The organism is Methylocapsa sp. D3K7 (assembly GCF_029855125.1).
GTDB lineage: Bacteria > Pseudomonadota > Alphaproteobacteria > Rhizobiales > Beijerinckiaceae > Methylocapsa.
In genome coordinates, this window is record NZ_CP123229.1 from 1,938,054 (window position 1) to 1,958,865 (window position 20,812).

The following is a 20,812-nucleotide window of genomic DNA, read 5'->3' on the forward strand; positions in this document are numbered from 1 at the left end:
CAAAGCGGGCTCATTGTCGGGTCAGGTAAGGGGTTCTCGTATTAGCATGACGGCGATAGGCCCCGGTGTGTCGGCTCGCATGGCTATTCAAACGCAAGGGCGGACACAGTCAATATCTATCCGATTCCAAGGTGTTTCCAATCTCACGGCCGTGACGTTGGCTTTGCATAAAGGTTGAGTGAAGAAGTTCAAGCCGGGCGAATTGCAGTTTCTCAATTTGCTCAGGCTCTGCTTGATCGTCTGAAGGAATTGCTGAAGACGTTGGCGGATAAGAAGCAGGTTCGGCAGGCGAACGTGAAACAATCGCGGATCAATCAGGGGCAACGCTGACCTGTTTCCTCGGCTTTGACACGTTAACGGTTATTGCGTGTCAATAGTGGCGGCCAGCCCTCAACTGCCGTGAGCAAAATCAATCGCTTGCAAAAGTTCGAATCTTTCCGTTCTAGCCAGGCAGTCCAGTCTTGCTGGTGTCATTTCCGGGTGAAGGCGATTCGCCGACATTTTCCTCGGTTAGGCTGGCGGGCGCCGGTCTTTGCTTGCTATATTCCAATTCGTTGCGGCGTGGAAAAGACTGGTTCAATTTCTCACGGAGACCGGTTCTGGTGGCGCCCATCGGGGTGCCGGTTTAAGCCCATATCCGGATCCTTGCCCCAATCACGTTATCGCGCTTGACGGCGCAGTCAACGTCACGGGTTTTGGGATCAAGCCGCGCTCTTCGCATCACCTCTTGGTCACCCTCGATTCTTGTGCAGCGCTTGGCCGCTGACGATGTCGGCGGTCGTTACGCCGGAGCTGCGCTATAGGTCGTCATGGCGCGCATGATCGCGAAGGCGATGCGCGCCATTTTATTGGCCAGCGCGATGGCGACAGGCTTGAAGGGCTTGGTCTGCATGAGCTTCTTCGCCCAGGACCGCAGCGCTCTTCGTGTGGCTTGCGATGATGATTTTCGTGAAAGGACACGAATTGGCGTAATCGGGTGCTCATGCGATTTCAAGACGCTCGCGCGCCGTGACCTTCATCGATGCCTTGCCGCGCAACAGGAATGGGAAGTTGGTCGGGACGTCTTAGCAGTTAGGCGCTTCCCTCTTCCCCTAAGGGGCGCATTTGCGCCCGCGCTTTAGAGCAAGAATAGTGATGGTGTAATCCGCCGAGAATTGGAGTCGGAAGAATACGCCCGATGGCCTGGACGGCCCGTGGCGCATCCTTGTCTAAAGATAGGTGTGTTCTCGCGCCGTTGTAATAGGCCATATAAGAATGGAGGAGGTGACGCAGATGCTGCTCGCTGAAGACGACGATATGGTCGAGACAGTCCCGCCGGATCGAGCCAATCAATCGTTCCGTATGTCCATGCTGCCATGGCGATTGCGGCGCCGTGGGCCGGTCTCGAATGCCCATGGCGCGAAGCCGCCGGGTAAAAACTTCGTCATAGACAGAGTCGCGATCGCGGACGATGTTCTTCGGCGTCCATTCCCAGCCACAGGCTTCGATGAGTTGCTGGGCCATCCAATCAGCGGTCGGATGTATTGTTACGCCCAGCCATAAGATTTGGCGTCGGCTGTGATTGAGAATCAGCAAGCCATAGAGCAGCCGAAATGAGAGTGTCGGAACGACAAACAGATCAATCGATGCGATCCCATCGGCGTGGTTGCGGAGGAACGTCTTCCAGTTTTGGGATGGAGGTCCCCTATGCCTTGCCATGTATTTGGCGACCGAGGTTTGGCCAACGGCGATTCCAAGTTTGAGAAGATCGCCATGGATCCGAGGCGCGCCCAGAGGGGATTGGTCAAGCTCATGTCGCGGATCAGTTGGCGAATTACGAGCGAGACCTTTGGCCTGCCGCCGCGAGATCTCGACTTCCATCGCCAGAGCAAACGAAAACCAGCACGATACCACCGAATGATGGTCGCTGGTTCCACGATCTCCAGGGCGTTCATGATGCGTGGCGCAATCCGATAGAGGTTGGCGAAAATCAGACGATCGAAATTATTGAAGGCAAGCCGCTTCGGCGATTTTCTTCGCAACACATAGAGCTGGTGGCGTAGCGCCACGATCTCCGCCTCAAGAGAGGCTCGTGATCTGAAGTGCCCGATGACCACCCACCAGGTCAGTTTGAGCAAATCCACCATAAGTCGGAGCATCGCCCGATTCGCGGCATTGCGCCAGTGGAATAGAATTTACGGCAGGGACAGGCGGTTGCGGCAATGAGCTTGGCGAGGGATTTTCTCCAGCGGCTCAATTCAGCGGCCGTCTTGTTTGCGGCTGGTTGTTTTTGGGCTTCAGCAAAAAGCTTAGCGGTTTTCTCCAGCAATTTGATGTGCTCGTTCATATAGCCGTTGATCGCGGCGATTGCGGCAGTCCCCGCCTGCGGTGAGCTGTTGCCATGCCCCGCGTTTTCTATCATTTCGTTGGCCGCATGGCTTGGCAGGAGTACCCAGACGTCTAACCCGTAATCCCGGTGTGCCAGCTCGTAAAGAGTTTCTTCATCGAAAGAAATCATTGCGCCGTCCGCAAATCTGCCAAGCGGCGAGTCGTTGCCGAAAATCGCAAATATTGTGTCGTTAAATGCGGCGCCAACCTGCTCATGCTCGAACCATCGCGTCATGAGCGCAATGGCTACTCTTCCGTGGTGAGCTGGCATTTTCTAATGCCTTCCCTCGCAACCTTCAAAGCCGGTGCCGGTCACGGTTTTTCTGATAAGTGGTGAAATTTCGCGATAGTGATCAAACTTTGATTAAAGCTACGCCCCATCCAAGGACAAGACTGTGCAGAATTGCTCAGATTGAGAGATTTGCAGAGCGTGTCCGCATTCCCGCGCTCCGGGAAAGGGAACACACATCGAGCGGCTTTTCGCTTCCGGGAGAAGGTAGAGCGAAGCTTAAGAGCTAGTCAGACAAAAGAATCGGCGAGCGCTTCCGACCCGCAATCAGACTCAAAAGACCATAGCCCCACCGGCGCAATCGAACTTTGGAGGATTCCGAGGCCATGGGCGCCGAATGATCCATCCAGGCTCTAGCTACCTCATGCGCGTTTAAACGACGAGTAGAGCAAATAAGCGACCAATGCTGCAATCAGGCCTCCAGCGCCCATCATGATAAATAAGGTATTCGGACCCATTTCATTCTCCTTTTCAGTTTTTCTTATAAACTTAAGACCTCTGATAGCAAAAAACCGAGCGAGAATCTGATCAAAATTGCTCATGTCGCAAAAGGGAGACATGGGAGTCAGGTCCGACGCGTACGCGGACAGTCGTTCAGGATCGATGTATCGCCACCTCCAAAGAGGTCATGCCACCTATAGCGGCGCTGTCGAGCAGTGTATGAGCCTCACCCCAACGCCCAAGCAGCATTCGCGGTGAGGATAATGATCAGGAACCCATTCACCGAATTTTACAATTACGGCTTCCTGATTTTCCGTGTCGTACGAGCCACTGGACACTAAAAGTCGGAATCGAACGCGGCACCTTTTGATTGCGAACTTAAGTCTCGATGTGCGGCTCCTCATGCAGAACGAGATTCAACAATGAACTGTGGACTTCGATGCCGCCGTTGTAGTGGATGAAGCCCAGTTTACGAAATCTGTTCATGAAGAAACTCACACGGGATCGGGTCGTTCCGATCATCTCCGCAAGTGTTTCCTGGCTGATCTTCGCGATTATCGGCTCCGGCTTGCCTTCCTTGCCAAAGTTCGCCAGCAGCAGGAGCAGCCGGGCAAGACGTTTTTCGCTCGAATTGAACAGCTGATCGACAAGGTCGGCTTCGACACGGAGGTTTCGGCCAAGAAGATGCGCAATGAACACCTCGGAGAATGCCGGTTCCTGATGGATCACGCGAAGCATAGCCGCTTTTTCCAGCCGCACGATAACGGACTCCGTCATCGTCCTGACCGTGGCTATACGCTGAACCTGGCCGGCGAGGCATCCTTCGCCGAAGAATTCATTCGTTCCCTGTATTGCGACAACGGCTTCCTTGCCTTGCCGTGAAACGATGGTGGTCTTCACCTTGCCTTTCTGGATGTAGAAAACCGAATCCGCAGGGTCTCCCTGAGAAAAGACGATCTCGTCACTGCCGCACCTGCCAATGCTCCGGTCCTCGCCAACCTTAGAGAGAAACGTTTTCGGATTGAATGACGCTTTGCGCTTGATCGCCATGACAGGACCTTCGGTACCACGAATCTCAAAGGAGCGAAGCTTCAATTACCATAAAATTTGTCGAGTCTAAACGGCATGAGCAATATTGATCAGACCGCCGCTCAGTCGTCTGCTACTTGAGTTTTGAGACCAAAAGAAAAGCTGAGCTATGCCATAGCCATCTCTCCCGTTCAGAGGTCTTAGAGGAAGAAATCATGGACAAGGACCGGGTCGAGGGATCGGCGAAGGAGATTAAAGGTAAAACCAAGGAGATTGCCGGCAAGGTGCTTGGTGATGCTAAGCTGGAGTCCGAGGGCAAGGCCGACCAGGCAGCCGGAAAGATCCAAAATGCTATCGGCAGCGTCAAAGACACGCTCAAGGGGAAGTAACCGCTGCGACGAAGTTCTCGTTGCCCAAAACCCCATGCTTCGCACTGTTGCCAACGTGTGCCGAAAACAGCGCGAACAACTTGCTAAGAACAGAGATTGACGACGAGTCATCGACTACCTCCCGCGCTTTTAATTGCGAAGGGATTTAGCTCAGTGACGTTCAACAGCTGTCACCTGAATTTTCAAGGTCAAGTGTGACATGAGCACAAGTCTGATTATCCTCGCGCTGGTTGTTGCCGTCGCGTTCTGGTTGTTTGACGAGTTGCGTAGTGGCTGATCGGCCATTTGGCCGAGATATCATGGATGAGACGCGTGCATCTGAGGTCGCAATGTTGGGTGACAAAGAGGCTAGGAAAGATCGGCAATTCGTTGCGCGACCTGTGGGATGGCGAAGGCGGCCCAAATAATATGAGTTCCAAATCAAAAACAGAATGGGAGAGCATCATGGAAAAGGGCATCGTGTCCGGTTTCGCGACTATGGGTATTGCAGCGGCGATTATCGTTCCGTTGGCCTTTGGTGCACAGGGCCGGGAGACTCGCGCCGAAAGGTCTGCCTCCACGATCAGCCAAAGCACTGATCGCGCTGAAGCACGCATCGCCATTCTCAAGGCGGACCTACGCCTGTCGTCCGATCAGGCTCAGCATTGGGCCGGCCTTGAATCGGCCCTACGCGATATCGTGGCGAAGCGCGCCAAGACCTTGGCGGCGTCCCACGATCTGCAAACCGGGCGAGCCTCCAGCCGTGCTCCCGTAGCACCTGACACTTCGGTCACGGAAGACGGGCAAAGGCGAGACACTGACTCAGAGCGTGACGCGCGCAGGGCGCGGCTAGATGACATCGATGAGATGCGGCGCGAGGCCGACGCCTACACCGTGCAAGCCGCGTACCTGCGCCAGATCGCCGACGCAGCGCAGCCGCTCTACGACACACTTGATGACCGCCAACGCCACCGGCTCGTGCAATTCGTTCGCGAAGATCTGAGGGCCAACGTAATGGATGATCGGCACGACTGGCGCCGCTGATAGCGACGGCTCTGTCACATGGTTCGGGGCTTGCGGTCTCTCGATCCCGCCGGCAGCCATTGAATATCGGCCAGCGATCGATGACAACGTCGAAAAAATCGAACTGGAGCATACGCTGATGAAACCAGTTACAATGGCAATTATCGGGGCGCTTGTCGTTGCGGTGGCTGTGTTCGGATATCTTTATTATCAAAGGACGCGTAACGATATCACTATCCAAATGCCAAAAATCGAGCTGAAGCCGTAAGAACTCGGCCAAAATGAGTTGCTCATCGGCATCAATGATTTTTTGGCGTCGTTGCGAGATTATCGCTGCAAAGCGTATGGTTTTTGGCTGATCGTGTAATTCTATTCGCCGTGGAACTCGGGATGAAGTTTCATCAAAAACGTTTCAACTGAAATCGTTTTCAGCGCAACCAGAACGTAGATCTGCGCGTTGATTAGATAGAGTGCGGGACTACGCGCTGCAATCAATTCTTCAGGAGACCAATCATGAGCAGCACTACCGACAAGATCAAGGGCATGGCGAACGAGGCCGCCGGCGTGGTCAAGCAGGGCGCCGGCAAGGCCGTAGGCAACCCGAACCTTGAGGTCGAAGGCGTCTTGCAGAAGGGCAAGGGTGAAGCTCAGCAGGCCGTCGGCAAGGCCAAGGATGCCGTCAAGAAAGTCATCGACAAGGTCTGACCTAACCTTATCCTGAGCGTGAAAAAGCGACCTGAAGGGCCGCTTTTTACTACCCCGGCTCGTGCGGTCCTGTCTTGGCATGAGTTTGCTGATGGCACACCCGATCGCCTGAACTGGAAACGGTGTCGTCGTCAGAGTTTTTGAGACATCGGAGGGGCTTAGATTAAGTAAGGCGACGTGCTGAGTCATTGTCACAATTGGTGCGTCGCTTTCACCAGTGGTTGCTGGCGACTGCGAGCAGCTTTTTCGCGAGAGCGGGGCCGATGCGTACCCGGGTTGCTGTTCTTCTGAGTCTTGTGAGTCTTGTTGCTTTAGCGATTGGGTCGGTTTCGCCCTTGCTGGCGCAGAGTATGACCGGCCAACGGTTCGTGCTTCCGAGAACTCGAGATTGGACAGGCGATTTTTCCGCGATGCTGAAGCGAAGAACGCTTCGCATTCTCGTCCCTTACAGCAAGACGCTCTTTTTTGTGGATCGCGGCCGTCAGACAGGCGTTGTCGCGGAGTTCGGCCGTGCACTCGAGGACAGGATAAATGCGCGGTACAAATTCCAGACGCCCCGCTTCCATGTCACCTTCCTTCCCTCCGCCCGCGATCGCCTGTTACAAGCTTTGAACGAGGGCAAAGGCGATGCCGTCGCAGCCAATTTGACAATCACTTCCGAGCGTCTGGCCGTCATCGACTTCGTCGATCCATGGCTGAAAAACGTCAAGGAGATTGTCGTCACCGGTCCCATATCGCCCAAGCTCGGCTCGATCGCGGACCTCAGCGGTCGCGAGATTCGCGTGCGCCGTTCCAGCAGCTATGCAAGCCATCTCGCCAAGCTGAGCGACACGTTTGTGGCCAAGGGCCTGAAGCCGATTGCCATCAGGCCGATCGATGAGAATCTTGAGGACGAAGACCTGATCGAGATGGTGAACGCCGGCCTGCTTCCATATGCCGTCGTCGACGATCACAAGGCCACGATATGGTCCAGGATCTTTCCCAACGCAGTCCCACGGGACGATCTCGTCGTCAGCGAAGGTGGGGACATCGCCTGGGCGATTCGCAAGAACAGCCCGGAGCTGAAGTCCGAGCTCAACACATTCATCAACGACCATCGCGACATGACCAGCTTCGGCGCCACGATCCGGCGGCGCTATTTTGTGGACAAGCAGATTGTGAAGAATGCCCTCGACGAGAACGAGGCCAGAAAGTTTGTCGCTGTTATCGACCTCTTCCGCCGTTATGGCGCACAGTACAACTTCGATTATCTGATGATCGCCGCTCAGGCCTACCAGGAATCTCAGCTCGATCAGTCGCGGCATGGTGCGGCAGGAGGGGTTGGCCTCATGCAGATCAAGCCCTCGACCGCGGCTGCTAAACCGATCGGGATCACCGGGGTCGACCGTGACCCAGACCGCAATGTTCACGCCGGATGCGCCTATCTCCGGTATCTTGCCGATACTTACGTTTCGGATCCCGCGATCGATCCAGTGAACCGGACGTTGATGAGCTTCGCGGCCTACAATGCCGGCCCTCGCAATCTGCAAAAGTTCCGCGCTGTCGCGCAGCAGGCGGGACTCGATCCGAACATCTGGTTCAACAATGTTGAGCTGGGCGCAGCCAAAGTCGCGGGGCTCACCCCCGTCCAGTATGTCAGCAACATCTACAAGTATTACATTTCCTACCAGCTCGCCGACGAGCGCCTCGAAGCGGATAGGAAAGCTCGTGAGGACATGGACGCCGAGAAATGATGACGCGGAGGCGCGCAAATCCGATGAAGTGACTCCGAATTTTACTCTTGCGCAGAATTCAGCGCAGCACGCCAAGGAGCCAAAGGATCAGCAAGATGACGAGAACAGTCCCGAGCACGCCGCCGAGGCCCGACCCGCCATAGTTGGCATAGGCGTAATACCCGCCTCCGCCGCCGAACAATAATAATAATATAATGATGATAAGGAGCGTGCTCATTTTTTTTCTCCGGCTGGATTGCCTTGTGGCAGTTTGCGCCTATTCGCACTTTCGACGATATTGGCATTGCCAAGCTCTCGGTACTGGGGCTCCCAGGTGCCCGTGGGTGGTAAGTAAACCATTCCCCATAAATTGCTTCTGTGAAAGCTTCCACCATATCGTCGAGTTCTTTTTGCACAACTCGTTCTCATTGATCGACATCAGCTTCTAATCGGCATCGGTTTTGCGCGGCGGCATAGATCTGATATCCAAACTGAGCGCATCGATGCACGCATCGAAAGCGGCGCCCATTGCCTGCCGAAGATCAGCTCGCGCGAAATTAGCACTCCAAATACCAGTCTCGCCAACAGGAAGAGCTTTTAAAAACGCATCCGCCATTTTGTCGATTATCTTCTCCTGAGGCAGATGACGATCAATCATCAGCCAGCATCCTCGTCGTTGAGCACATTGTAAAGATATTCCGTTGTCAGGACCGGTCCATAGTTCTCACCATTCTATTGGGGCATTCCTTGGTCTTTATAGCATTCAACATCAGAAACAGATCGAAACCTGGGATTGAACACGCCCGAGGCTTTGTCAGAGCATCAAGCTCGTGGACGTGAATGGGATCAATCCGCGGATATCATCAAGGCTGGCGGCCATCCGCCATCCGCTTGCGGGTTATAAATCACAGTTTCCCGCTCTTAAAGTTGTAAGATGTCTTCGACGATGCTGTCGGCGAGCTTGCCTTCCGTGGAAGCGTATGACGCCTTCAACTTGAGCCCGACTACCGTCGTGGCACGAGTGCTAGCCAGCCAATCGACTTCTGCGTCGAGAATTTCCAGCGCGACTGCCTCGGCTGTTTTTGCCGCTTCGAACGCCACGTGCGTGATGATGCTTGGTTCGCGCAAATATGCAATTTGCGCCTCGTTGCGACGCGCGAGGGCATCGTGAAAAGCCTTCTCGGCGAAATCGACCTGCTCGGCTGCGGCAATAAGCTCGGCCTCTGGTTCGATTGCCCCAATCATTCCGAGCCCCGTGCTCTCATTTTTCCCGAGCCGCATGATCGCGCCTCTCCCGTTAATCTTCGATAGAGTGGCGCCGAACGCCTTCGTATTGTCCATGAACGTTTCTTCTACGAGACGGAGGTTTGCTCGGGTCATGGCTTCCTTTCTGGCATGAGCGTGGCCTCTGCGGAACTTGCCGCGATGGACGAATTGTACATGTTTAGTTCTAAGCACCACGTTCTTTAATTGTCTTAATGGCGCATAATGATAGATCGGAGTTTTTGGCGCGGGTCGCACTCTCCGTGAATCGACACGCGAGCATGATCCAGCCGATTTCCGGCGGGGTCATGCTATTCGTTCAAACTGGCGAGCTGGGTCACGCTAATCGGGCAAGCCGCTAGCGATGCATGTGGCGATAGCCAACACTGCGTCCGGTATGGAAACCGCCGCCGTAGGTAGCGTAATGTCCGCCACGTCCGTACCCATAGTGGCGATAGGACCCATAGTAGGGATAGCCGCCACCATAATATCCGTAATAGGGGCTGCCGTAGCCGTAGCCATAATAACCTCCCCCCGCCAGCGCGAAAGGAAGCGTAGCCAAGCCAAGGGCGGTGCCCGCGACCGCCGCACCAGGATTCCACCCATAATACCTATGATAGTATCTGTGATGGTAACCATAGTGCCGATAATGATGCCTATAGCGATAAGCGACCGGCTCTGCCTGGGTTTGCTGTGGCGCGATGAGCTTCGAACTCATAACGCTCATCGGAGCCGCGGAGGCGGTCGCGGTAAGCGCGAGCAGAACCGCCCCGGAGACCGTAGACATACTTTTGATATACATATCACACCTCCTGTGAGGTTAGGGAACGTCCCCGTAGCTCCATTTGTTCCTGTCCCTTCTCAAATCGTTGAAACCGTGTGATTTTCGTTGTGGGATTTTCTTACTCAGCAAGCAGCGTCTTTAGAAGGCGGCTCTTGCCTGCCGATCCCATGCGTCTGACTCGCGTCTGCGGCCTGAAACGACACAATGCAGGTATTTCTTGAAGTGGTTCCGGCTCGGCTTTCTCATATCTGGAGATCGGCGATGCTCTTAGCCCGGACTTGGCTTCCAAAATGGCATTGGCGTAATTCAAAACCGCGTTGATAGGATGCGCTGGCGTTGAAACGTTAACGACGGGCCAGCGCATGTGTTAATTTGGGTCATGAAGCCCCTCTCCTATGCCCGTCACCGATTTCCTCCCGACGTCATCCGACATGCTGTCAGGCTCTACCTCCGGCTCACCCTAAGCCACCGGGATGTCGAGGATCTCCTGGCTGAGCGCAGAGTGATGATCAGCAATGAGTCGATCCGTCGGTGGGTGTTCAAATTCGGGCCACTCATTGCCAAGAACTTGCGTGAGGGCCGGCCCAAAGCCTACTGCCGATGGCATCTCGACGAAATGGTGGTCTCAATCGCTGGACGCCAAATGTATAGCGCGTCGTCGATAGCGAAGGCGAGGTTCTCGAGATCCTAGTCCAGCCCCAACGCGATAAGGCCGCAGCGGTGCGGCTGCTGCGGAAACTGCTTCGACGCCAGAGCTTTGTTCCAACGGTGATCGTCACCGACAAACTGAGATCCTACGGCGCGGCGCTTCGCGAAATGGGTTTCTCGGGATTGCATGAGCAAGGGCTGCGCGCCAACAATCGCGCGGAGAACTCACATCAGCCTCTTCGACGACGCGAACGAAAAATGTAAGGCTAATCAGCCCACTCGGCGCAGCATTCGCTTCAGTCCACGCGGCAGTTTACAACACGTTCAATGTTCAACGGCATTTAATCAGCCGGCGGATCCATAGACAGTTTCGGAGTGCGGCGTATACGCGGCGTATACAAAGAGTGATGCGACAACTGCTGTCGCATAAATTTAGACCTCAGCGTCAGCTTCTTGTCGTCAGTCCATTAACGTGTCAGTGCCCACTTTGCCGATGCGTATCGGTCTTGGCAAACACGGATTTCAACTGATTGCGCGCCGTCTCCCGGGAAATCTTCAACTCCCTGGCGGCGATATCGGGGGGGCGCCGCGCGCTTCGCGAGTCCGGATCGCGAACGAACATCCGGCGGTCTTTGATCCTGATATTATCGTCGAAACAGCTTCGGCCACGGTGTTCGCGTCAACAACAAATCCATGCCGGTCGAGCGCGACCGCGGGACGGCGCATCGCATTGAGCCCGGCGGTGGGGAAGCCTCCGCTCCGGACGCTCCGGAGACCGCCGCGATCTCGATCAAGCGCCGGGTGAAGTAGCAAGAATAGGCTCTTTTTTTTTCGCCTACTTGGCGAACGTCTGAATTCATATCCAGCATGGTAATTGCACTACTGGGACAAATGCATGGAATATCGCACCGCGAAGGACGCGTGGGTGACCGATACGCTCGTACCTAGAGAATCCATCACGACATCCACCCGAGCATCAAGCTGCTTGGCGAGCGCTTCGATAATCGTCGTGCCTAGGCCGGGATTTGTCTTGTCAAAATGGCTCTCCGGCAGTCCAATGCCATTATCGGAAACCGTAAGTCTCCAGTTCGGTTCTGCGAGTTCATATGCCACGACCACAGTGCCATCGCTCCGGTCACCGGGAAATGCGTGCTTGAGCGCGTTGATTACGAGCTCGGTTACAATCAGACCCATGCTGACGGCGTGACTGGAAGTGACGGCGCCACTTTCGACATGCACCTTCAAGGAGACCGGCCGACGGTCGCCAACCATCGAGGCTGCCAAGGTCTCACACAGCTGGGATAAATAGGGGCCGAGGGCGATTGTCGTGCCAGGTTTCGAGCCGTGAAGATGCTGCTGTATGGCCGCAACCAACATGACTCGCTGATGGGCATCGTGAAGATGCAGCCGCGTCTCTTCCGAGCGCGCCGTTCTGGCCTTGATGCGGAGAATGCCCGCGATGATCTGGAGGCTGTTCGCGACGCGGTGCTGCATCTCCTGCAGCAATAATTCCTTATGTTGCAGGAGCTCCTGCAACTCGCGCTCCTTGGCGCGCTGCTCGGTGATGTCCTCGATGGCCAGAAGAATTGTGGCATCGTAATTTTCTTCATAAAAGACACTGCGCGCATTGAGCAGCATCGTGCGCCGCCCGATGCCGGAAAATTCCTGCTCGACTTCGTAAGCTTCCATCACGGCGTGCCGTGGCGCGATGCTCTCCAGCAGCAACCGAAGCTCGGCGATATTCCACTGGCCCTCACCTAGCGCAAATAGAGGACGTCCTTGAACATCCTGACGTTTCATCCCGAACATCAGATAGAAGGAGCGATTTGCGGTGACGACATGCAAGTCCTTGTCGAGGACGAGGAGGGGTTCGCGAATGGTATCCACGATCGCCTGGGCGAGCGCGCCCCTATGATCGATGTTCGTGAAATGCTGCCCCTTGGGCAACGCCAATATTTCTGCTGCAAAAGGGTGCCCTAACCAGTTTGGCGCTTCCATCTTTACCCTCCGAAAGCCCCTCACGCACGCGACGCACCAAGCGGCCGTCTACCAACGTCTTCCCCAACTCCCTCGCCATCCGCCTCCGCCACGAATGAGACGGATGATCAACAATAGGATCAGCGCGCCAAGGGTGGCGTTGATGATGGCTGCAACAATGCCCAAGCCAAGATGGATGCCGAGTTGAGGCAGCAGCCAACTGCCGATGAAGGCACCTATAATTCCTATGAGGAGATCACCGAGGAGCCCAAACCCGGTGCCTTGCACGATTTGGCCAGCCAACCATCCAGCAATGAGGCCGACCAGCAATATGATCAGGAGACTTTCATTCGACATGTGCATTTTCGTATCCTCCTTACGGGAGGAGGGGGACTTCCCCGTGCAGTAATAAGCCTACGCCCATGCGATGGTAGAGACTGTGCAAAATTGCTCACATCGCCGCAAATTGAGTGCAGATCGAGCATATTTTCGCCTTCAGGAAAAAGTCGTGACAGGGTGAGGGCGAGAGCCTTGAAGCCGGACAGCCACCAAAAAACGCTGGTCAAGAAGCGGTCGCCGGGGAAAGAATTGCGACGACGGCTTCCTTGCCTTGCTCTGAAACGACGGTGATTTTCACCTTACCTCTCTGGATATAGGAAACTGAATCCGCGGGATCTCCCTGTGAAAAAACGATCTGGTCACTTCATTGAGCGAAGGTGTCAAACCGTAGGAGTTCCGATGGATACCATTCGATTTCATGGCCCCGGGCACACGCGGCCTATGCATCAAAATGATCAAAATCAGCTCTACTCATTTCCTCGACCATTCTCGCCTTTTAGCTGATTGATTTGGATTGTTCGCTACCGCCCCGTTGCAATGCAGCATTTGGTACCCATGTGTTAAGTCTTGAGCGATTGCATTGGCGCGCCGAAGCTTACGCCGCCGACCGTAATCCAGATACATCGGACCAGCGCTCAGGGGTGTCGCGCCCGTCCTTAACAGGAAAGCCCCAAGGAAAAGCATCTCATGAACAAAAACACCGAGACCACAGCTACGAAGCCCGCCAGTTTCCCAAACGGCCCGGAAGCATTCCGCGATATGGCGGAAAAGGGCGCCACGCAAGCCAAAGAAACTTACGAGAACATGACCGCAGCCTCGACTGAAGCGGCCGATCTCATAAAAAATAGCTATTGGACGGCGGTTAAGGGTGTGGAGGACTACAACAGCAAGTTCATCGAATTCGCTCGCGCGAACACCAACGCCGCTTTTGACTTTGTCCAGAAGATGTCCGGCGTGAACTCGCCTGCGGCGTTCATAGAACTGTGGACAGAACATGCACGCAAGCAGGCCGAGACGCTGACCGAGCAGAGCAAGCAACTTGCGGCGCGCGCCCAGAAGGTGACGCGCGCAACCGAGCCCCTCAAGACGGGCGTCGTAAACCCGTTCAAACACGCCGCCTGAGCTGAGTTGTCCTAAACTTTAGCGTCGTTCGAGGCGCGCCAGGCACGTATGCCATCCTCGTCCTCGATCAGGCGGGGCGGCATTTCTTGACGAAGCTTCCCGTTCCGGACAACTCACGCTCTTCCTCTGCCGCCGAAATCGCTCGAGCTCCATCCGATGGAGAACATCTAGCAATTCATGCGCGGCAAGTGGCTCGGTATGCGCGATTGGGCTTAATCGGCCATAATCAACAAGACTTGGTATTATCCGATTCGTGTTCCTCGAGCGCGATTGAGTTGAAAGCTCCCTTACGCGGACGGCGTCAGTTTCGATATCGGAACGAAGCGCGCCGTGGCTGGACCCGGCCCCGATGGACTATAATGCCTGGTTCGAGTGTTTCTCGATGGGCGCTGGTTCACTTTCGACGCGCGCCACAGTACGCCGCGCATCGGCCGCATCACCGTCGCCCGCGGGCGACGGTGATGCGGCCGATGTCCCGCTCATTTCGTCGTTTGGCCCTCACATTCTAAAGACGTTCCGGGCGTGGACGGAGGAAGTGGACGCTGCGGTTCTGCATGACCTCAATCGCCGCAGCGCCTGAATGCCCGGGCCTTGCCGCTCGGCAAAAGGCCGAATGCGCCTCCGGAAGGTAAAGTCGGCGCGGACACACGAAATGAGCAGAGCACCCTATTTTCAAGTTTGGAGTTAAAACGTGCCATGATGGAGGCAAAACTAGTCGGATCCGTCAATCGCAGACGCCGTCACTCCAAGTGCATCCGCGAATAATCTTACCCCTAAATACTGGAGAACACATATGGCGAGCATGGGGATGAGAGCGCCCCACGATATTGACAAGTAAAACCCGCCAACGTGACAAAGTCCGCTAACTTGTTTATAGGAATAGGGAGGATCGAAGTTATTCCTTCGAATCCACTTTGCTTTTGCTTTTCTTCCTTGGAATAACTATCGACAAGCTCCTTGATAGGATGAAGGGTGAACGTCCATGCTAATGGCATGGCCTATTATCTGCTGAATCCGGCTCGGAGTTTTGAGATTCTGATTCATATGCATGTCCTCCAATTGAGAGGACGCTCATTTATGTTTGTAAGTTCACCACGTCGCCGGATGCTATGGTGCCGCCATTCACACATTATTCGTGACCGTTGCGAAATCGTCGCCGGCTCCCAGCGCTATGCGGATGCGCGGCCATAGGAGCGGATGAAACTCGGCGCTGTATTGATCGCCTATGAATCAAGCGTTTGAGTAACAGTTGTCACGAGAGAGAGAGTTCCGATGGCCGTGATACTGATCGTCGAAGATGATGTGTTTACCCGTGAAATAGCGGAGCTCATGATTCAAGACTGGGGGCACCACACACTTTCGGCCAGCGACGTAGATGAGGCGCTGACACTCCTGCGTTCCTCTCAAACCATTGACGCACTTTTTACCGATATTTATCTCAAGACAGCGGTCCTTGGCGGGTGTGAACTTGCAAACCAGGCAATCAAGCTTAGGCCGAAATTGCGTGTGCTTTACACGACAGGAAATTGTATTACCGACAAAATGAAAGCTTTGTTTGCGGAAGGCACCCACTTCCTTCCTAAGCCGTACACTCAGCACCAGCTCCAAGACTCTGTCGAAGACCTGCTCGCAGCTTAATTTTGAAGTGGCGTAATCTATAAGGAACGACGGTTATGTCCGATATTGCCTTAGGAGAAAAAGCCGTGTCCGATATTGCTGCTAGCGATATTGTTGAGACCATACCCAGTGCACTCATCATTCTCGATAGAAACTTAAACATTACATCTGCTAATCGCGCGTTTTACCAGACGTTCCGCACGAGCAGCAGTGAGACCGAGGGATGTCATATTTATGAGCTTGGAAACCGGCAGTGGGACATCCCCGCACTTCGTACCCTGCTTGAGAGCGTGATCCCACATCGTGCATCGGTTGAAGGATTCGAGGTTGAGCATGATTTTCCGACCATTGGTCGCCGCACAATGCTGGTCAACGCCCGGAAGATTTTTCGTCCCGGCAACCATGAGGGTTCTATTCTGCTCGCTATCGAGGATGTCAGCGAGGAGCGCGCGGCCCGGGCGGAGAGCAAACGTAACTGGCAACTTACCCAAAGTATCGTTGATACGATTCGCGATCCCCTGGTTGTCCTCGAACAAGACATGACGATTGTGACGGCGAGCAAGGCGTTTTTCACGATATTCGGGATCACGGAGGAGGAGGCGCGGGGGCTGCGTTTTTCTGAATTAGGTCAGCATCAATGGGACGTACCTGCTCTGCGACATTTGATGGAGAAGGTGCTCCCGGAAAACAAGCCGATCGAAAGCTTCGAAATCGAGGATAATTTTCCGGGTCTCGGTCGCCGTGTCTTCAACTTGAATGCGAGAAAAATTTTTCAGGCGGGAAACCACGTTACTCGGATGCTCCTCGTGTTCGAGGACATCACCGACCGCAAACAGCGAGAGCGCGACGCCCTAAGCTTAACGAACGAAATCTCTCATCGGATCAAGAATAACTTGCAGGTCATCGTTGGCTTAATCGCCTACGAAGCGAGATCGACGGCATTGCCCTGCGTTCAAGGTTATAGTGCCATGCAGTCACGCATCGGAGCAATTGCCCAGCTTTACGACCTGATATCTCAATCCAGCCGCGGCGGGGCCATCGCAATGGACGCATATCTCAGGGAAATCGCCAAAACCATGTCAGCGAGCCTACTTGGACACACGTCGGGCATCAAAATAGAGGTCAAGGCCGAAGCATTGGATATCGACCCAGATCGTGCTGTGCCCTTCGGCCTTCTGGTCAATGAGTTGGCGACGAACGCCATTAAGCATGCTTTTCCTGGTGGGACAGGACGGGTCGTGCTGAGCGTGGGACAGGTTGGCGATCAAATTGAGCTGACCGTCGCCGACGACGGTGTAGGTATGAAGGATAATGATTCCGCGAAGATTCCTGAGAAACGTGGTTCCGACTACGTGGCTATCTTTGTGCGTCAGCTTGGCGGCACAATCGCTCCGTCGGAATTGGAAGAAACTGGAACGATCGTTAGAATACGATTTCCCTTCCGTCTGGTCCCACCAGGAGGTAGCGAGCGCATAGCTGCGTAGGGCCTTGTGGCTTTGACACGGTAACGATCGGGCTACAAGAAGCCAGGCCGCTGAGGCCTCGATTTATACGGCCACAGCTGTCGCATCGCTCCCGGATTATGTGCCGTGGTCCGAAATTGTCGGTGCGCGATTTAGTGCGTAAGCGTGGTCTGGAGCTTTCAATTACCCACAAAAGCAAGCGCTCCGAGCTCTCGTGCTCGGAACGCCACCGGCTCAACGTCGATTTGGCTATGCCGAGATCATTTGCAACCCGCTCGACGCCGCGTCCGCTGGTCAGCGTCAGCCGCACCGCCTCCCGTTTGAACTCGTTCGTAAATCGTCTTTGTTTGTTCCTGCTCATCGCCACCTCCGCTATCTTTCATAGGGGATAGCTCTCCACTTTTGCAGGGCAAGTCCAAACTCGCATCCATCGCGCCAGGGAATGAATACTGCGTGTCGCTTCCTCCTTTGCAATCTTCGCCACTTTGACAATGATCCACTATCAATTTAGCGGCGAACAGCATCGCTCGCTGCGCGTCTGTCTATCCCCCGAGATGACCGACGCTTGAGCCCGGTTAGCTGGTGCATTTGCTGTCGAGCAGTGCTTCCGCATTTATTGTGGCTCTTGGCGACGCTCCGGCGCCATTCGCTAAAAGATAAAAGCCGGTCTTGCCGTTAAAAAATGTCGCTCCGATCACAGCCAGCGTTTCGTTTCCCATGGAAGACGTGCCCGACGGAAGATCGCGCGCCAGCAACTTGAACGGATCCACGTTGGCCAAGCCATCAGTCTCGACTTTCATGACCGCAAATCTGTGCACGAGAAGTGGCACGCGAAGGAAAGACCAGGCTCTGCGAATTTCCCCTTGGTGGCGGCGCAAGAAATCAGCTACCAAGGGGGCGACGCAGGTGACATGAATGTGCAGCTGGTCCTGGCTGCGAGTGGATGTCGAATTAATTGCCATTCCGATTTTGTCACGTGGCAGTCGGCGGCCCGCCCGTTCCTCGACGAAACGCCGGGCGCCCCATGCTGCTTCCCAATAGTTAGGGGTACCTTCGCTGAGTAGCGCTGGGCTCTCAATGCCGGAAACGGGAATAGTTGGGACGACGATGACATGCGTGGCTCTCGAAGGCTTCTGGAGCACGGCAAAGCCTCGGTCGAGGCCGTTGGCAATGTTGACCTCGATGCAAGGAAGCGCAACGCCGATGCCCTGATAGGCTGGCAAACAGAGGTCGTGCACGACGGCCCATAATCCATTCCGGTTGGCTGCCACGCTGGCGGCAATGTCGTCGAAGTAGTCGGCATGTACGCTACAAGTCGGTCCAGCGGCCAACGCAGTGGCGCAGACAGCGAGGCGGAGTGCGGCGAACATGCTCCGCCGCGTAATGTCCATCCATATCTTCATTGCGTCGATGCCGTTGAAAAGCTGGCAATTGCTTCGCGTCACGGATTCGCAAACTATCAACTGAAAGAAAGTTGCGGGCAAGGCCTTTGCAAAGCCCGAATCGCCGTGACGATCCCACTTTAGTCAATCGATCCGAAAGCGATAAGATGCCGGTCGCTGACGACTTCAATCTGCAACGAATTCATGTTGATGGAGACGAGTTGCTCCATAATCTCGGCCGGACGGTACGCGGCAAGCAAGGATTTCAAGAAATCCCCTCTCAATACTTCCGTCTCTTTGCCAGCGTATTTCTCAACTATCCTTTCGGCCTCAATCCGAGATTGGGGTCGGATAAGATCCATTATAAGCACCGCGGCGCCAGGGGCGGTGCACGCACGAATGGCTTTCCATAAATCGAGCGGATCACGCAGGTGATGGAGCAAACTGTTACTTGCCACTGCGTCAAATACTTCCGTACCGAGTGGATTTTCTTCTCGGCCTATATGCCATCTTCGAACATCAACTCGATTGGCCAAAGCGGTATGCTGGAGGATGACCTCGCGAGCGATATCGAGCATGGCATCGGCACCATCCAGGCCGACGACTCTTGCTTGCGGGTAACGGGCTGCAAATCTAACCGTGATATCGGCGGGACCACATCCAAGATCTAGGATACGATCACCGCGAAACGCGGGAAACTTGTCCGCAAAGTGAGCGACGAAGTTCGAATTCGGTTCTGAGAAGTCCGCACCCGCATAAGCTTCAGCCTGGAGTGGTACATCCATTAGTTCTTCTTCGCGGATGCGCGTCACAACCTTTGTCGCCTTGTTTTGTCCGATCAACGATGATGTCAAGCCTATTCGTTTTACTTGTCAACGGCTCGGGGCGTTCGCGGCCTGCATACGAGTCGGGCAGAGGCGATCGAGTCTAACCCTCTCCTTGTTTAATCCTTGATTCTGGTGCGAGTCTAAGGTCGTTGCGCCGTCAGCATGGGCTGCCTCTTGATGACGGCGTCGTCTCAGGCATCGCAACGATAATCAGCAACAATCCGGCCGAGGCGACCATCGCAAGAGTCAGGAAGGCGGCACTGTAACCGGCCGTCGTGACGATATAGCCGGCCACGGCCTGGCTCGACGAGCCGCCGATCCCCTGAATGGTGCCAACGAGGCCGCGGGCGAGGCTATAATGGCCGGTCCCGACCATGATATCGGCGAGGACGAGAGGCAAAAGCGCTTCGAACAGTCCGCCGCCGACGCCATCCAGCACTTGAACGACGAGCAGCCAGGACGGGTCGTCAGACCACATGCAGAGCCCGCCGCGCAGCGGAACCGCGCCGAAAGCGAGAAGCAGAAGTGGCTTACGACCGAGCACGTTCGCGCGGGTAACGAGCAGCGCTATCAAGATCGAGGCGAATTGGGCGACGATAATGGCGGCGGAGGTAAGACCAGTTTCCCAGCCAGGATTGGCCAGAGCGAGCTTTTGCACGACAAGCGGCAGCATCGGCGCGTTGGCGAAGTGAAACAGCGCGGCGGCGGCCGCGAACACGAGAAGTTCTCGGTACCGGATGAGGACGCGCCAGCCGGTGGGAGATCCTGCATGGTGGGACGCGTCCGAATCGAGACCGCGGGCCTTGGCGTGATCGATGGCGCGCGCGGGGATCGAGAGCACTGCGATCGTCGTCAGCACCGCAAATAAGGGCGAGAGATAAAACGGCGCCTTTTGCGAGTACACCACTCCGACGATCCCGATGAAGACTGCGATGAAAACGTTGCCCGCGCGGTCGAATGCGGCGTTGCGGCCGAGACGTCCAGGTAGCGCCTCTTGTCCACACAGGCCGAGGGTTATCGCGGCGACGGTTGGCGCAAAGACACCACCGAGGGCAGCCATGATGATGTCCGCGACAAGCACAACGGGAAGGATAGGCCACCATATTATCGCGAGGCCGCAACCCGACAAGACGAAGGCGCCGGTGATGATCAGGGCCCGCTTTGCCCGAGTGTGGTCGATGAAGGCGCCGACCGCTGGGTGCGTTATGATGCCGATGAGGCCACTGGCCGAGAGCACGACGCCGATCGCGGCCTGACTCCACTGTGCCCTTGTGAGCAGGTAAACATTCACATAGATGCCGAGCCCACCACGCACATCGGCGAGGAAGAAATTGAGCCAGTCCAGAGCATTCAGCCGCATGCCAGAGACCAATCTATATCTCGCCACCGGTAGGTAGCACGCCTGAGACACTGCGGGCACAGTCGAGGTGTCGAGGCGTTTAAGACGTCAGGAGAA

The 20,812-nt window shown here is 55.3% G+C and carries 21 protein-coding genes and 5 pseudogenes; 11 read left to right on the forward strand and 15 right to left on the reverse strand.

What is annotated here, in order from left to right; genetic code table 11:
- Positions 1-174 precede the first annotated feature (174 nt).
- Positions 175-330, forward strand: a complete 156-nt coding sequence (locus QEV83_RS08830) for a hypothetical protein (protein ID WP_280130825.1) — start codon at positions 175-177, stop codon at positions 328-330.
- Between the two features lie 451 nt (positions 331-781).
- Here the strand turns inward: QEV83_RS08830 and QEV83_RS08835 are convergent.
- The 4 genes and pseudogenes from QEV83_RS08835 to QEV83_RS08850 all read right to left on the reverse strand — a co-directional run.
- Positions 782-916 (reverse strand): annotated as a pseudogene (locus QEV83_RS08835) (IS110 family transposase); the annotation flags it as partial.
- A 155-nt stretch (positions 917-1,071) separates the two neighbouring features.
- Entirely contained in the window at positions 1,072-1,860 is a 789-nt protein-coding gene (locus QEV83_RS08840) for an integrase core domain-containing protein (RefSeq protein ID WP_280130826.1), read from the reverse strand.
- A gap of 244 nt (positions 1,861-2,104) precedes the next feature.
- Positions 2,105-2,638, reverse strand: coding sequence for a hypothetical protein (locus QEV83_RS08845; RefSeq protein ID WP_280130827.1), 534 nt, complete (start codon positions 2,636-2,638; stop codon positions 2,105-2,107).
- Between the two features lie 837 nt (positions 2,639-3,475).
- Positions 3,476-4,147 carry a Crp/Fnr family transcriptional regulator gene (locus QEV83_RS08850; RefSeq protein WP_280130828.1) on the reverse strand — a complete coding sequence of 224 codons (672 nt, stop codon included), beginning with the start codon at positions 4,145-4,147 and terminating at the stop codon, positions 3,476-3,478.
- Between the two features lie 194 nt (positions 4,148-4,341).
- On the opposite strand from QEV83_RS08850, the gene QEV83_RS08855 reads away from it, so the two are divergent.
- The 5 genes from QEV83_RS08855 to QEV83_RS08875 all read left to right on the forward strand — a co-directional run bounded on the left by QEV83_RS08855 (position 4,342) and on the right by QEV83_RS08875 (position 7,955).
- Entirely contained in the window at positions 4,342-4,515 is a 174-nt protein-coding gene (locus QEV83_RS08855) for a CsbD family protein (protein WP_280130829.1), read from the forward strand.
- A gap of 444 nt (positions 4,516-4,959) precedes the next feature.
- Positions 4,960-5,538: a hypothetical protein gene (locus tag QEV83_RS08860; RefSeq protein ID WP_280130830.1), complete on the forward strand. Its 579-nt coding sequence runs from the start codon at positions 4,960-4,962 to the stop codon at positions 5,536-5,538.
- Positions 5,513-5,785 carry a hypothetical protein gene (locus QEV83_RS08865; protein WP_280130831.1) on the forward strand — a complete coding sequence of 91 codons (273 nt, stop codon included), beginning with the start codon at positions 5,513-5,515 and terminating at the stop codon, positions 5,783-5,785. The genes QEV83_RS08860 and QEV83_RS08865 overlap by 26 nt, the downstream gene beginning before the upstream one ends.
- Before the next feature lie 245 nt (positions 5,786-6,030).
- Positions 6,031-6,222 carry a CsbD family protein gene (locus QEV83_RS08870; protein ID WP_280130832.1) on the forward strand — a complete coding sequence of 64 codons (192 nt, stop codon included), beginning with the start codon at positions 6,031-6,033 and terminating at the stop codon, positions 6,220-6,222.
- 410 nt (positions 6,223-6,632) lie between these two features.
- Positions 6,633-7,955: a lytic transglycosylase F gene (locus QEV83_RS08875; protein WP_280130833.1), complete on the forward strand. Its 1,323-nt coding sequence runs from the start codon at positions 6,633-6,635 to the stop codon at positions 7,953-7,955.
- Positions 7,956-8,013: 58 nt separating this feature from the next.
- Here QEV83_RS08875 and QEV83_RS08880 read toward each other — a convergent pair whose 3' ends face one another.
- From QEV83_RS08880 to QEV83_RS08895, 4 genes are all read right to left on the reverse strand, one after another.
- A complete protein-coding gene (locus QEV83_RS08880) occupies positions 8,014-8,172 on the reverse strand; it encodes a DUF3309 family protein (protein ID WP_280130834.1) in 159 nt (52 codons plus the stop codon).
- A 207-nt stretch (positions 8,173-8,379) separates the two neighbouring features.
- The gene (locus QEV83_RS08885; protein WP_280127832.1) at positions 8,380-8,592 is read right to left on the reverse strand and encodes a hypothetical protein; all 213 of its coding nucleotides are present in this window, start codon (positions 8,590-8,592) and stop codon (positions 8,380-8,382) included.
- Between the two features lie 263 nt (positions 8,593-8,855).
- Positions 8,856-9,314 (reverse strand): hypothetical protein, encoded by a 459-nt coding sequence (locus tag QEV83_RS08890; RefSeq protein WP_280130835.1) that lies wholly within the window; start codon positions 9,312-9,314, stop codon positions 8,856-8,858.
- 241 nt (positions 9,315-9,555) lie between these two features.
- Positions 9,556-9,999, reverse strand: a complete 444-nt coding sequence (locus tag QEV83_RS08895; protein ID WP_280130836.1) for a hypothetical protein — start codon at positions 9,997-9,999, stop codon at positions 9,556-9,558.
- A gap of 361 nt (positions 10,000-10,360) precedes the next feature.
- On the opposite strand from QEV83_RS08895, the pseudogene QEV83_RS08900 reads away from it, so the two are divergent.
- Positions 10,361-10,982, forward strand: a pseudogene (locus QEV83_RS08900) (IS6 family transposase); the annotation flags it as partial.
- Positions 10,983-11,508: 526 nt separating this feature from the next.
- On the opposite strand, the gene QEV83_RS08905 reads toward QEV83_RS08900, so the two are convergent.
- The 3 genes and pseudogenes from QEV83_RS08905 to QEV83_RS08915 form a co-directional block, all read right to left on the reverse strand.
- Positions 11,509-12,627, reverse strand: a complete 1,119-nt coding sequence (locus QEV83_RS08905) for a histidine kinase dimerization/phosphoacceptor domain -containing protein (RefSeq protein ID WP_280130837.1) — start codon at positions 12,625-12,627, stop codon at positions 11,509-11,511.
- 48 nt (positions 12,628-12,675) lie between these two features.
- Complete coding sequence (locus tag QEV83_RS08910) at positions 12,676-12,969, reverse strand: GlsB/YeaQ/YmgE family stress response membrane protein (RefSeq protein ID WP_280130838.1); 294 nt, start codon at positions 12,967-12,969, stop codon at positions 12,676-12,678.
- A gap of 214 nt (positions 12,970-13,183) precedes the next feature.
- Positions 13,184-13,300 (reverse strand): annotated as a pseudogene (locus tag QEV83_RS08915) (cyclic nucleotide-binding domain-containing protein); the annotation flags it as partial.
- A 332-nt stretch (positions 13,301-13,632) separates the two neighbouring features.
- On the opposite strand from QEV83_RS08915, the gene QEV83_RS08920 reads away from it, so the two are divergent.
- The 4 genes and pseudogenes from QEV83_RS08920 to QEV83_RS08935 all read left to right on the forward strand — a co-directional run bounded on the left by QEV83_RS08920 (position 13,633) and on the right by QEV83_RS08935 (position 17,168).
- Positions 13,633-14,067, forward strand: coding sequence for a phasin (locus QEV83_RS08920; protein ID WP_280130839.1), 435 nt, complete (start codon positions 13,633-13,635; stop codon positions 14,065-14,067).
- Positions 14,068-14,439: 372 nt separating this feature from the next.
- A pseudogene (locus tag QEV83_RS08925) lies at positions 14,440-14,647 on the forward strand (transglutaminase family protein); the annotation flags it as partial.
- A gap of 692 nt (positions 14,648-15,339) precedes the next feature.
- Positions 15,340-15,705, forward strand: coding sequence for a response regulator (locus tag QEV83_RS08930; RefSeq protein WP_280130840.1), 366 nt, complete (start codon positions 15,340-15,342; stop codon positions 15,703-15,705).
- A gap of 35 nt (positions 15,706-15,740) precedes the next feature.
- Entirely contained in the window at positions 15,741-17,168 is a 1,428-nt protein-coding gene (locus tag QEV83_RS08935) for a PAS domain-containing protein (RefSeq protein ID WP_280130841.1), read from the forward strand.
- Between the two features lie 202 nt (positions 17,169-17,370).
- Here QEV83_RS08935 and QEV83_RS08940 read toward each other — a convergent pair.
- From QEV83_RS08940 to QEV83_RS08955, 4 genes and pseudogenes are all read right to left on the reverse strand, one after another.
- A pseudogene (locus QEV83_RS08940) lies at positions 17,371-17,508 on the reverse strand (transposase); the annotation flags it as partial.
- A 214-nt stretch (positions 17,509-17,722) separates the two neighbouring features.
- Positions 17,723-18,517, reverse strand: coding sequence for a CDP-diacylglycerol diphosphatase (locus QEV83_RS08945; protein ID WP_280130842.1), 795 nt, complete (start codon positions 18,515-18,517; stop codon positions 17,723-17,725).
- A gap of 152 nt (positions 18,518-18,669) precedes the next feature.
- A complete protein-coding gene (locus tag QEV83_RS08950; RefSeq protein ID WP_280130843.1) occupies positions 18,670-19,383 on the reverse strand; it encodes a class I SAM-dependent methyltransferase in 714 nt (237 codons plus the stop codon).
- A gap of 130 nt (positions 19,384-19,513) precedes the next feature.
- Entirely contained in the window at positions 19,514-20,716 is a 1,203-nt protein-coding gene (locus QEV83_RS08955; RefSeq protein ID WP_280130844.1) for an MFS transporter, read from the reverse strand.
- Between the last annotated feature and the right edge of the window lie 96 nt (positions 20,717-20,812).